This is a genomic window from Pseudomonas mandelii (assembly GCF_006438925.1).
Taxonomy (GTDB): Bacteria; Pseudomonadota; Gammaproteobacteria; order Pseudomonadales; family Pseudomonadaceae; genus Aquipseudomonas; species Aquipseudomonas mandelii_C.
The window spans coordinates 183,231-195,108 of the sequence record NZ_RCZA01000006.1 but is presented as its reverse complement, the minus strand read 5'-3'; the positions used below and the strand labels follow the sequence as shown (position 1 = coordinate 195,108).

Below are 11,878 nucleotides of genomic sequence, written 5' to 3'. Positions count from 1 at the left end.
GAGTGAGAGCGATGAGCACGTTGAAGTGGGTTCGTGGCGTTAATGGCACCTTGGGCTGGTTCGCACCGAAACTGGTCGCGAGCAAAATGCGACTGGCATTCATGACGCCGCGGGAACTGCCGTCGCGTGATTGGGAATTGCCGCTGCTGGCCAAGTCCGAGCGAATCACCCTGCGCTTCGGTCTCTCGGCGCTGCGTTGGGGGCAAGGTCCCGCCGTGTTGCTGATGCACGGTTGGGAAGGCCGGCCGACTCAGTTTGCCAGTCTTATCACCGCGCTGGTCGATGCCGGTTACACCGTGGTTGCGCTGGACGGTCCGGCCCACGGTCGCTCGCCGGGTCGCGAGGCCAATGTGGTGCTGTTTGCCCGGGCCATGCTTGAGGCCGCTGCCGAGTTGCCACCGCTGCAAGCCGTCATTGGCCACTCCATGGGCGGCGCCAGTGCCATGCTCGCCGTTCAGTTGGGCTTGCGTACCGAAACCCTGGTCACTATCGCTGCCCCGGCGCGGATTCTCGGCGTATTGCGCGGTTTCGCCCGCTATGTTCGGCTGCCACCGAAAGCCCGCTCGGCGTTCATTCGTCAGGTCGAAAGAGACGTCGGCATGCGCGCTGCGGCACTGGATGTCGCGCACTATCAGCTCGACATGCCCGGCCTGATCGTTCATGCCGAAGACGACTGCTACGTTCCGGTCAAGGAATCGCAGCTGATCAACGAGGCCTGGTTTGACAGCCGTCTGTTGCGCCTGGAAGAGGGGGGGCATCAGCGGGTACTGGCTGACCCTCGAGTGATCGAAGGCGTTCTCTCGTTGCTCGCCGGTCGCAGTCTGCAATCGCGCCAATCGGCCTGAGCATCCGTTACACTGCCCCGGTAAAAATTTTCTGACCGGGAGTGGGGCATGGGCTGGGATCGGGCAACGCCATTTATCATTGATCTGGAAGTCGGCGCAGAGGACATCGATGGGTTGGGTCACGCGAACAACGCGGTGTACGTGACCTGGCTCGAACGCTGTGCCTGGCGCCACTCCCAGCGGCTTGGCCTGGACCTGGTCGAGTATCGTCGACTGGATCGGGCGATGGCGGTGGTGCGGCACGAGATCGATTACCTGGCGGCCGCCTATGAAGGCGATGAGTTGCAATTGGCGACCTGGATCGTCGATTGGGACCAGCGCCTGAAAATGACCCGACACTTTCAGTTGAAACGCCCCAGCGACAACACCACGTTGCTGCGGGCGCAGACCTCCTTCGTCTGCATCGAGCTGTCGACCGGCAAGCCCAAGCGCATGCCGGCAGAGTTCATCGAAGGCTACGGCCCGGCGTTGCAGATGTTGGATACGACCAAAATCTAATGTGGGAGCGGGCTTGCTCGCGAAAGCGGTGTATCAGTCGAAACATAAGTTGTTTGACGCGCCGCCTTCGCGAGCAAGCTCGCTCCCACAGTTGATCTGCGATGTTCTGCAGATTTTCTCTGAACCCAGTAAACTGCCGCACGTTTTTCGTTGAGTGTGTTTTTCATGCAAATTGCTTTGGCGCCCATGGAGGGGTTGGTCGACAACATCCTGCGGGACGTGCTGACCCGTGTGGGCGGTATCGATTGGTGCGTGACCGAGTTCATTCGGATCAACGATCAACTGCTTACGCCTGCCTATTACCACAAATTCGGCCCGGAACTGCTGACCGGCGCCCGCACCGCATCCGGCGTGCCGCTGCGGGTGCAGCTGCTCGGTTCCGATCCGGTATGCCTGGCGGAAAACGCTGCGCTGGCTTGCGAGCTGGGGTCTGAGGTGATCGACTTGAACTTCGGCTGCCCGGCCAAGACTGTGAACAAGTCCCGTGGCGGCGCAGTGCTGCTCAAAGAGCCTGAGCTGCTGAACCAGATCGTCGAACACGTGCGTCGTGCCGTTCCGGCGCACATTCCGGTGACTGCCAAGATGCGCCTGGGTTTCGATAGCCCGGACGGTGCGCTGGTGTGTGCCACGGCCCTGGCCGAAGGGGGCGCGGCGCACATCGTGGTTCATGCACGGACCAAAACTGACGGCTACAAACCGCCAGCCCATTGGGAATGGATCCCCCGGGTGCAGGATGTCGTCAAGGTTCCGGTGTTCGCCAACGGCGACATCTGGAGCGTCGAAGACTGGCGTCGTTGCCGCGAAATCAGCGGCGTCGAGGACATCATGCTCGGTCGTGGCCTGGTGTCGCGCCCGGACCTGGCACGGCAAATCGCAATGGCGCGGGCCGGTGAGGACGTCGTCGAGATGACCTGGGCCGAGCTGTTGCCATTGATTCAGGACTTCTGGCTGCAAGCCAAGGCGCAGATGACGGCGCGCCAATCGCCGGGTCGCTTGAAGCAGTGGCTGGCGATGCTGACCCGTAATTATCCCGAAGCGGTCGAGCTGTTCACCGTGCTGCGTCGTGAGACCGAACTGGATCAGGTCTCGCGTTTACTGGGTCTTCAGGTGTCCGAAGCAGCCTGAGAAAATCTGTAAATAATCTCTTGAAAAGCAATCAGCGGTCCTTATTTAAGGATTACGCGATGCCGAATTCGGGTCGCGGAGACAAAAAAACTTGCTGATATGTTTCAGGAGATTTGAATCATGAGTACTGCATTTTCCATGGCACCACTGTTCCGTTCCTCGGTAGGCTTCGACCGTTTCAATGACCTGTTCGAAACCGCCCTGCGCAACGAGCCAGGCAGCACCTACCCACCTTACAACGTGGAAAAACACGGCGACGACCAATACCGCATCGTCGTTGCGGCCGCCGGCTTCCAGGAAGAAGACCTGGAGCTGCAAGTGGAAAAAGGTGTGCTGACCATCAGTGGCGGCAAACGTGACGCGAGCGAAGACGTCACTTATCTGTACCAAGGCATCGCACAGCGTGCCTTCAAACTGTCCTTCCGTCTGGCGGACCATATCGAAATCAAGGCCGCCGGCCTGAGCAACGGTTTGTTGAGCATCGACCTGTTGCGGGTGATACCGGAAGAGGCGAAAGCCAAACGCATCCCGATCAACGGGACACAAAAGCCAGTGCTGCAGCATTAAGGCAGAGCAATGAAAAGGGCGCCACTGGCGCCCTTTTTTGTGCCCGTCATCCAGATGATTTCAAACATTGCGCATGCTCTGTAGCAGCTGCCGAGCAGCGCGAGGCTGCGTTCGGCTGCGCAGCAGTCGTGAATTCTGCCTGCATAGTTTTCCTGGATAACCGCGAACTTTGACTTTACGACTGCTTCGCAGCCGAACGCAGCCTCGCGCTGCTCGGCAGCTGCTACAAGGTCCGTGTCACTTGAGCAACTTCTGGAAATCCTCCACCGGCAGCGGCGGGCTGTGCAAATACCCCTGATAAAAATGGCAGCCCAGCCCCTGCAAGAATTCGAGCTGCTCCGGCGTCTCTACCCCTTCGGCAATCACTTTCAATTCCAGGCTGCGGGCCATGGCAACGATGGCGCGGATGATCTCGGCGTCGTTGGGGTCGGTGGTGGCGTCGCGGATAAACGATTGGTCGATTTTCAGGGTGTCGACCGGCAGGCGCTTGAGGTAGGTCAGCGAGGAGTAACCGGTGCCGAAATCGTCCATGGCGAAACTCACGCCGAGTTTTTTCAGGTTCCGCATTTTGTTGATGGTGTCTTCCAGGTTCTGGATCACGATGCCTTCGGTGATTTCCAGTTTCAGCAGCGAGCAGGGCAGACCGTGGCTGGCGAGGCTGTGTTCGATGCGTTCGACGAAGTCGTTCTGGCGAAATTGCCGCGGGCTGATGTTCACGCACAGGCTGAAGTCCAGCGGATCGACCAGGCCATTGGCGATCAGTTGTTTGAAGGCGCTGCAGGCCTCGTCGACGATCCAGGTGCCGACTTCCAGAATCAGCCCGCTGTCCTCCAGCACCTTGATGAACTCGGTGGGCGATTGCGCGCCAAGTTCCGGGTGGTTCCAGCGCACCAGCGCCTCGGCGCCGACAATGCGGTCGTTCCGGGCGTCGACTTGAGGCTGGTAGTGCACGCGGAATTCACCCCGGGAAAGGGCCAGGCGCAGGTCGGTTTCCATGCGCAAGCGTTCGCTCGCCGCCTTCTGCATGGTGTTGTGGTACATCTGCGTGGTGTTGCGGCCCGAATCCTTGGCCCGGTAGAGGGCGATGTCGGCGCGTTTGAGCAGGTCGGTCGGGGTCGAACCATGATCGGGAATCAGTGCGATGCCGATGCTCGGGGTTACTTGCAGGCGTTGTCCGTCGAGGAACATCGGCTCCGACAGCAGTTCACGCAAGGTATCCGCCAGTTGCAGGACTTGCTCGCTGACCTCGTTGCGCGAGCCTTCGAGCCCGCTGAGCAGCACCACGAATTCGTCACCGCCCAAACGCGCGACGGTGTCTTCCATGCGCACACTGGCTTCGAGGCGCGCGGTGATGATTTTCAGCACGGTATCGCCCACCGGATGACCGAGGGAATCATTGATGTGCTTGAAGTGATCAAGGTCGAGAAACATCAGGGCGCCGCGCAGGTTGTGGCGCTTGAGCAGGGCAATCTGCTGGCTCAGGCGATCCATCAGCAGGGCGCGGTTGGGCAGGTTGGTCAGCGGGTCATGGTAGGCCAGGTGACGGATCTGCGCTTCGGCGTTTTTCAGCAGGCTGACGTCACGCGCGGTCAGCAGCAGGCAGGCGGTTTCGTTGAGGGTGATCGGTTCTACCGAGACTTCGACGGTCAGCAACTCGCCGCGTTTATTGCGCCCGAGCATTTCCTGGTGATGCACCCGGCCCTTGATCTGTAGTTCGGCGAGCAGCGCCGAACGTTGTTTTTCCTCGGCCCAGATGCCGACCTGATACACCGTGCGACCCACCACTTCATCGGCGCGGTAGCCAGTCAGGCGGCAAAAGCCATCGTTAACCTCCAGATAACGCCCGGTGTCGCGCTCGGTGATGGTGATGGCGTCCGGGCTGGAGTGGAAGGCCTTGGCGAACTTCTCTTCGCTGGCCTTGAGCGCTGCTTCCGAGCGTTGCTGCTGAGTGATATCGCGCAGGGTGGTGACGATGCACGGCTGGTCGCCGACGCTGATCTGACGGCTGGAAATCACGCAGGTCAGGGCTTGCCCGTCTTTGTGCTGAACGAGGATCGCCACGTTGTTCAGACCCTGTTCGCGGATGACCTGCTCGATCCGTCGCAGGCTTTGCGCCGAAGCGTCCCATAGGCCGATTTCGTCGGCGCCGCGGCCAATCACATCGGTGGCGCTCCAGCCGAAGGTTTGGCTGAAGCTGGAGTTGATTTCGATAAATTGGCCGGTGTCCTGACGGGTCACGCAAATGGGGTCCGGGCTGACCTGGAACAGGGTGGCGAACTTCTCTTCGGACGCCACCAGCAGCTGCTCCCGCTCCACCTGATCGGTGATGTCGAGCAAGGTGCCGGCCATGCGCAGCGGGGCACCGTTTTCATCGCGATAGAGTCGGGCGCGGCTTTCCAGGTAGCGCGAGCTGCCGTCCGGCAGTTGTACGCGGTAGGTCAGTTGATAATTGCCGGCAGGGCCTTCTCGCAGGCTGCGATAGGCATCGCGCATGGTGTCGCGCTCTTCGCCGGGCACGCCTTCAAAAAAATCGTCGAAGGATTCATGGAAAGGTATGGCTTCCAGCCCGTGCAGTTGGGCGGCGCGAGCCGAGCCGTACAGCATGCCGCTGGGAATGTGCCAGTCCCAGGTGCCGAGTTGCGCTGAATCCAGCGCCAGGTCGAGGCGCTCCTGGCTGTCTTTCAGGGCATGTTCGGCGGCTTTGCGTTCAGTGGTGTCAAGGAACGTACTCAGTAGATAAGGCTGACCTTCGAGCTCGACCTTTTGCGCGCTGAGGATGCCGTCGTGGATCTGGCCGTTGCTGGCACGAAATTGCACCTCCATGTTGATCAGTTCGCCCTTGGCCTTGGTGGCTTTGACGAGTTGCGCCCGTTGCTCCGGATGCACCCAGAGGCCCAGTTCCAGGGTGGTGCGACCGATGGCGTCCTGTACTGGCCAGCCAAACAGGCTTTCGAAATACTGGTTGGCTTCGCTGATCAGGCCGTCTTCCTGGCGAGTCAGCAGGACCATGTTCGGACACAGGTGGAACAGCGTGGCGAAGCGTTTTTCCGAGCTGCTCAACGCCTGTTCGCGCTGACGCTGGTGGGTGATTTCGCGGATGACGCCAATCATCCGTGGCCGGCCGTGTTTGTCCGGCAGCAGGCTGCCATTGATCTCCAGCCAGTGCAGGCTGCCGTCGGGCCAGCGGATGCGGTGATGCATCGCCTGTTCCAGCGGGGCGCCGGCGATCACCGCGTCGAAGGCGCGAATGGTTTTCGCCCGATCCTCTGGCGGCAGCAAGTCGAGGTATTCCAGATCCGCCGGCAGCGGTTGCCGGGGATCGAAGCCGAACAGCGCCTGGGTACCCCGCGACCAACTGATCTGCCCACGCTCGATGTCCCAATACCAGGCGCCCAAATGTGCACCGTTGAGGGCGGCCAGCAATTGTGGGGCGCTTTCCCAGCTCTGCTCGGACCGTTTTGGGTCAAGCGCCTGTATACGCGGCATCGTCGGAATACGGTCAACAGATTTCGGCATTGGCAAGCCTTGGGCTGAATTAGGCGTTAGGCACAGGTTTTCTCGGCTCTATAGGAGTAGCACAACTTAGCCTTGAGTCCCTGGCAGATCGATTTGTGCATCCAGCAGGGCCATAAAGGCCCGTGCCGCATTCGACAGCGTCCGTTCGGTGTGCAGGATATAGCCTAGCTGGCGAGTGAGTTGTATGCCCGGCAAAGGTATTCGTGCAACTTGTTCATCAAGCATGGTGCGCGGCAACACGCTCCAGGCCAGGCCGATCGAGACCATCATCTTGATGGTTTCCAGATAATTCGTGCTCATGGCGATGTTCGGCGTCAGGCCTTGAGCTTCGAACAGGCGCCGGACGATGTGGTGAGTAAAGGTGTTGCCGCCGGGGAAAACCGCCGGGTGCAGGGCAATGTCCGCCAGGCTGACCGGGCCGTGGCTGATCAGCGAGTGCTCCGGGGCGACCACGAAGTCCAGCGGGTCGTCCCACACCGGCGTGGCCTTGACCAGTGCGTGGGGCTCCGGCGCCAGGGTGATGACCGCCAGTTCGGCGCGGCCATGGAGGATTTCTTCGTAGGCCACTTCCGAATCGAGGAACTGAATATCCAGCGCCACTTGCGGGTAACGTCGGGTGAACTCCCTTAATAAGGGGGGCAAGCGGTGCAGGCCGATGTGGTGGCTGGTGGCCAGCGTCAGGCGACCGGTCACTTCGCCGGTCAGGTTGGTCAGGGCGCGGCGGGTGTCATCCAACACATTCAGAATCTGATAGGCACGCGGCAGCAAGGCGCGTCCGGCTTCGGTCAGGCCCACTTCACGTCCTAGGCGATCGAACAGGCGCACCTTCAATTGCTGCTCCAGCCCGGCAATGCGCTTGCTGATGGCCGGTTGTGTCAGGTGCAGCCGTTCGCCAGCGCCGGAGAAGCTACCGGTCTCGGCAATCGCGATAAAAGCATTGAGGTTGGCCAGATCCATTGTGGTATTCCAGTTGGTTATCCAAAGCATAAAAAATATGAATTTGAGTTATTTAATGTAACCCCCTAGGATCGACCTCACAAGCCAAGGGGCTATTGAACCGTGCACGACCCAAGGCATAGAAAATAGAAGCAAGCTGATGAGGACCGTCTGATGGCCGGCAAAACGCTTTACGACAAGCTTTGGGATTCCCATGAAGTGAAACGGCGCGACGATGGGTCGTCGCTGATCTATATCGACCGCCACATCATCCATGAAGTGACTTCGCCCCAAGCTTTCGAAGGCCTGCGTCTGGCCGGGCGCAAGCCTTGGCGCGTCGACTCGATCATCGCCACCCCGGACCACAACGTTCCGACCACTCCAGATCGCAAGGGCGGCATTGAAGCGATTACCGATCAGGTCTCGCGCCTGCAGGTTCAGACCCTCGATGACTACTGCGACGAATATGGCATCACTGAATTCAAGATGAATGATGTGCGTCAGGGCATCGTTCACGTGATCGGTCCGGAGCAGGGTGCCACCTTGCCGGGCATGACCGTGGTCTGCGGCGACTCGCACACCTCGACCCACGGCGCGTTTGGCGCATTGGCCCACGGCATCGGGACTTCCGAGGTCGAGCACGTGTTCGCCACGCAATGCCTGGTGGCCAAGAAAATGAAAAACATGCTGGTGTCGGTCGAGGGCAAGTTGCCGTTCGGCGTGACCGCCAAGGACATCGTGCTCGCCGTCATCGGCAAGATCGGCACCGCCGGCGGTAACGGCCACGCCATCGAGTTCGCCGGCAGCGCCATTCGCGATTTGTCCGTCGAAGGCCGCATGACCATCTGCAACATGTCCATTGAAGCCGGCGCTCGTGTTGGCCTGGTGGCTGCCGACGAAAAAACCGTGGCTTACGTCAAGGGTCGTCCATTTGCTCCGAAAGGCGCGGAATGGGACATGGCGGTCGAAGCCTGGAAAGACCTGGTGTCCGACGCCGATGCGGTGTTCGATACCGTGGTCGAGCTCGACGCTACTCAGATCAAGCCGCAAGTCAGCTGGGGCACATCGCCCGAGATGGTCCTGGCGGTTGATCAGAATGTGCCGGATCCGGCGAAGGAAATGGACCTGGTCAAACGCGGTTCCATCGAGCGCGCCTTGAAATACATGGGTTTGAGCGCCAATCAGGCGATCACCGATATTCAACTGGACCGCGTCTTCATTGGTTCCTGCACCAACTCGCGGATCGAAGACTTGCGCGCTGCGGCGGTGATCGCCAAGGGCCGTAAAGTCGCTTCGACCATCAAGCAAGCCATCGTGGTGCCGGGCTCGGGCCTGGTGAAGGCGCAAGCCGAGGCCGAAGGCCTGGACAAGATTTTCCTCGAAGCCGGTTTCGAGTGGCGTGAACCGGGTTGCTCGATGTGCCTGGCGATGAACCCGGACCGCTTGGAGTCGGGCGAGCATTGCGCCTCGACCTCCAACCGCAACTTCGAAGGGCGTCAGGGCGCCGGTGGCCGTACGCACCTGGTCAGCCCGGCCATGGCCGCGGCGGCTGCCGTCCACGGTCGTTTCATCGACGTTCGCGAACTGATCTGAGGAACCGCACATGAGAGCTTTTACCCAACACACCGGTTTGGTCGCCCCCTTGGACCGTGCCAACGTCGACACCGACCAGATTATTCCGAAGCAGTTCTTGAAGTCGATCAAGCGCACCGGTTTTGGTCCGAACCTGTTTGACGAATGGCGCTACCTGGACGTGGGCTATGCCTACCAGGACAACTCCAAGCGTCCGCTGAACAAGGACTTCGTCCTCAACGCCGAGCGTTATCAAGGCGCCAGCGTGCTGCTGGCCCGCGAGAACTTCGGTTGCGGCTCCAGCCGTGAACACGCGCCGTGGGCGCTGGAAGAGTACGGTTTTCGCAGCATCATTGCGCCGAGCTACGCCGACATCTTCTACAACAACAGCTTCAAGAACGGCTTGTTGCCGATCATCTTGAGCGACGCTGAAGTGGATGAGTTGTTCCAGCAGGTTGAAGCCAATCCGGGTTACGAGTTGACGGTCGACCTGCAAGCCCAGACCGTGACCCGTCCGGATGGCAAGGTCTACAGCTTTGAACTGGATGAGTTTCGTAAGCATTGCCTGGTGAATGGCCTCGACGATATTGGTCTGACATTGATGGATCACGAGGCGATTGCGTCGTTTGAAAGCAAGCACCGGGCGAGTCAGCCTTGGTTGTTTCGTGACGTTTGATTGATCCGAGATTGATGTAGACAGGGCGGGCCTCTTCGCGAGCAGGCTCGCTCCCACACAGGATTTGCGTCGTTCACAAAACCCCTGTGGGAGCGAGCCTGCTCGCGAAGACGGCAGCCCAGACAGCGTAAGGCTTAACCCCAAAAAGGAAGTCCCATGACCAGCAACGCCCAGCACAGCCAAGTCGTACAAAAGCAATTCGGTGAACAAGCCTCGGCCTACCTGAGCAGCGCCGTTCACGCTCAAGGCACCGAATTCGCGCTGCTACAGGCTGAACTGGCCGGGCAGGGCGATGCCCGGGTGCTGGACTTGGGCTGCGGCGCCGGTCACGTGAGTTTCCATGTGGCGTCGTTAGTGAAAGAAGTGGTGGCTTACGACCTGTCCCAGCAAATGCTCGACGTGGTGGCCGCAGCGGCGATTGATCGCGGTTATAGCAATGTCACCACGGTCAACGGTGCTGCCGAGCGCCTGCCATTCGCCGATGGCGAATTCGATTTCGTCTTCAGCCGTTATTCGGCGCACCATTGGAGCGATCTCGGCCTGGCCCTGCGAGAAGTTCGCCGGGTGCTGAAGCCGGGCGGCGTGGCGGCGTTCATCGACGTTTTGTCACCGGGCAGTCCGTTGTTCGACACTTACCTGCAAAGCGTCGAAGTGCTGCGCGATACCAGCCATGTGCGCGATTATTCCGCCGGCGAGTGGTTGCGTCAGGTCAGCGAAGCGGGGTTGCATACCCGCAGCACCACCCGTCAACGGCTGCGACTGGAGTACACCTCCTGGGTCGAGCGCATGCGCACACCAGAGGTGATGCGCGCGGCAATCCTCGAGTTGCAGAAATCGATGGGCAATGAAGTACGCGACTATTTTGAGATTGAGGCCGATGGTTCGTTCAGTACCGATGTGCTGGTGCTGATGGCTGAACGATAAGCGTCGAGCGATAGAATTTTTCCCGGCTGACCCGCGACCCCAGGGCACGCCGACTGATGACATGAGGAAAGCATGAGCAAGCAGATTCTGATTCTCCCAGGTGACGGTATTGGCCCGGAAATCATGGCCGAAGCGGTCAAGGTGCTGGAGCTGGCGAACGACAAGTACAGCCTGGGCTTCGAGCTGAGCCATGACGTGATCGGTGGCGCTGCCATCGACAAACACGGTGTGCCGCTGGCTGACGAAACCCTGGACCGTGCACGCGCGGCCGACGCTGTACTGCTCGGCGCCGTGGGCGGCCCGAAATGGGACACCATCGAGCGTGACATTCGCCCTGAGCGCGGCCTGCTGAAAATTCGTGCGCAACTGGGCCTGTTCGGCAACCTGCGTCCGGCGATCCTGTACCCGCAACTGGCCGAGGCTTCGAGCCTGAAGCCTGAAATCGTGGCTGGCCTGGACATCCTGATCGTCCGTGAACTGACCGGCGGCATCTACTTCGGCGCGCCACGTGGCGTTCGCACCCTGGAAAACGGCGAGCGTCAGGCTTACGACACCCTGCCGTACAGCGAAAGCGAAATCCGCCGTATCGCCCGTGTCGGTTTCGACATGGCCATGGTTCGTAACAAGAAACTGTGTTCGGTGGACAAGGCCAACGTGTTAGCGTCCAGTCAACTGTGGCGTGAAATCGTCGAGCAAGTGGCCAAGGATTACCCTGAAGTCGAACTGAGCCACATGTACGTCGACAACGCCGCGATGCAGCTGGTGCGCGCACCGAAGCAATTCGACGTGATCGTTACCGACAACCTGTTTGGTGACATTCTGTCCGACCAGGCATCGATGCTCACCGGTTCCATCGGCATGCTGCCGTCGGCGTCGTTGGATACCAACAATAAAGGCATGTACGAGCCGTGCCATGGTTCGGCGCCGGACATCGCTGGCAAAGGCATTGCCAACCCGTTGGCGACGATTCTGTCGGTGTCGATGATGTTGCGTTACAGCTTCAATCTGCAGGACGCGGCCGATGCCATCGAAAAGGCCGTCAGTCTGGTATTGGACCAGGGCCTTCGCACTGGCGACATCTGGTCGAACGGTTGCACTAAAGTCGGTACGCAGCAAATGGGTGACGCAGTAGTCGCCGCGCTGCGGAATCTGTAATCTCTCGGGCCCGCTGCAACTTTCACTCTTGAAAGCAGCGGCCCACTTTTTAAAGAAGGTGTAG

The 11,878-nt window shown here is 60.0% G+C and carries 10 protein-coding genes; 8 read left to right on the top strand and 2 right to left on the bottom strand.

Translation table 11 applies throughout. The features are described 5' to 3' along the window. Positions 1-11: 11 nt before the first annotated feature. From EAH74_RS15560 to EAH74_RS15540, 4 genes are all read left to right on the top strand, one after another. The gene (locus EAH74_RS15560; RefSeq protein ID WP_140679649.1) at positions 12-845 is read left to right on the top strand and encodes an alpha/beta fold hydrolase; all 834 of its coding nucleotides are present in this window, start codon (positions 12-14) and stop codon (positions 843-845) included. Positions 846-893: 48 nt separating this feature from the next. Then, complete coding sequence (locus EAH74_RS15555; protein ID WP_140679648.1) at positions 894-1,343, top strand: acyl-CoA thioesterase; 450 nt, start codon at positions 894-896, stop codon at positions 1,341-1,343. Between the two features lie 165 nt (positions 1,344-1,508). Continuing rightward, complete coding sequence (locus EAH74_RS15545; protein ID WP_095128599.1) at positions 1,509-2,468, top strand: tRNA dihydrouridine synthase; 960 nt, start codon at positions 1,509-1,511, stop codon at positions 2,466-2,468. Positions 2,469-2,588: 120 nt separating this feature from the next. Then, positions 2,589-3,035 (top strand): Hsp20 family protein, encoded by a 447-nt coding sequence (locus EAH74_RS15540; RefSeq protein ID WP_140679647.1) that lies wholly within the window; start codon positions 2,589-2,591, stop codon positions 3,033-3,035. A 237-nt stretch (positions 3,036-3,272) separates the two neighbouring features. On the opposite strand, the gene EAH74_RS15535 is transcribed toward EAH74_RS15540, so the two are convergent. Both EAH74_RS15535 and EAH74_RS15530 read right to left on the bottom strand, forming a co-directional pair. Continuing rightward, a complete protein-coding gene (locus tag EAH74_RS15535) occupies positions 3,273-6,551 on the bottom strand; it encodes a bifunctional diguanylate cyclase/phosphodiesterase (RefSeq protein WP_140679646.1) in 3,279 nt (1,092 codons plus the stop codon). Positions 6,552-6,617: 66 nt separating this feature from the next. Next, complete coding sequence (locus EAH74_RS15530) at positions 6,618-7,508, bottom strand: LysR family transcriptional regulator (protein ID WP_140679644.1); 891 nt, start codon at positions 7,506-7,508, stop codon at positions 6,618-6,620. A 153-nt stretch (positions 7,509-7,661) separates the two neighbouring features. On the opposite strand from EAH74_RS15530, the gene leuC reads away from it, so the two are divergent. From leuC to leuB, 4 genes are all read left to right on the top strand, one after another. Further along, on the top strand, positions 7,662-9,080 hold the full coding sequence (leuC, locus tag EAH74_RS15525; protein WP_008151269.1) for a 3-isopropylmalate dehydratase large subunit: 1,419 nt from the start codon (positions 7,662-7,664) through the stop codon (positions 9,078-9,080). Between the two features lie 10 nt (positions 9,081-9,090). Further along, positions 9,091-9,735 carry a 3-isopropylmalate dehydratase small subunit gene (gene leuD, locus EAH74_RS15520; protein WP_140679643.1) on the top strand — a complete coding sequence of 215 codons (645 nt, stop codon included), beginning with the start codon at positions 9,091-9,093 and terminating at the stop codon, positions 9,733-9,735. 156 nt (positions 9,736-9,891) lie between these two features. After that, positions 9,892-10,659, top strand: coding sequence for a class I SAM-dependent methyltransferase (locus EAH74_RS15515; RefSeq protein WP_140679642.1), 768 nt, complete (start codon positions 9,892-9,894; stop codon positions 10,657-10,659). Between the two features lie 72 nt (positions 10,660-10,731). Further along, positions 10,732-11,814 (top strand): 3-isopropylmalate dehydrogenase, encoded by a 1,083-nt coding sequence (gene leuB, locus EAH74_RS15510; protein ID WP_140679641.1) that lies wholly within the window; start codon positions 10,732-10,734, stop codon positions 11,812-11,814. Positions 11,815-11,878 lie beyond the last annotated feature (64 nt).

What these genes read in the sequence shown, in the direction of transcription:
- EAH74_RS15555 (WP_140679648.1), top strand. Translation starts at nt 894, where the DNA reads ATGGGCTGGGATCGGGCAACGCCATTTATCATTGATCTGGAAGTCGGC.
- EAH74_RS15535 (WP_140679646.1), bottom strand. Translation starts at nt 6,551, where the DNA reads ATGCCGAAATCTGTTGACCGTATTCCGACGATGCCGCGTATACAGGCG.
- EAH74_RS15540 (WP_140679647.1), top strand. Translation starts at nt 2,589, where the DNA reads ATGAGTACTGCATTTTCCATGGCACCACTGTTCCGTTCCTCGGTAGGC.
- EAH74_RS15560 (WP_140679649.1), top strand. Translation starts at nt 12, where the DNA reads ATGAGCACGTTGAAGTGGGTTCGTGGCGTTAATGGCACCTTGGGCTGG.
- leuC (WP_008151269.1), top strand. Translation starts at nt 7,662, where the DNA reads ATGGCCGGCAAAACGCTTTACGACAAGCTTTGGGATTCCCATGAAGTG.
- EAH74_RS15515 (WP_140679642.1), top strand. Translation starts at nt 9,892, where the DNA reads ATGACCAGCAACGCCCAGCACAGCCAAGTCGTACAAAAGCAATTCGGT.
- leuB (WP_140679641.1), top strand. Translation starts at nt 10,732, where the DNA reads ATGAGCAAGCAGATTCTGATTCTCCCAGGTGACGGTATTGGCCCGGAA.
- EAH74_RS15545 (WP_095128599.1), top strand. Translation starts at nt 1,509, where the DNA reads ATGCAAATTGCTTTGGCGCCCATGGAGGGGTTGGTCGACAACATCCTG.
- EAH74_RS15530 (WP_140679644.1), bottom strand. Translation starts at nt 7,508, where the DNA reads ATGGATCTGGCCAACCTCAATGCTTTTATCGCGATTGCCGAGACCGGT.
- leuD (WP_140679643.1), top strand. Translation starts at nt 9,091, where the DNA reads ATGAGAGCTTTTACCCAACACACCGGTTTGGTCGCCCCCTTGGACCGT.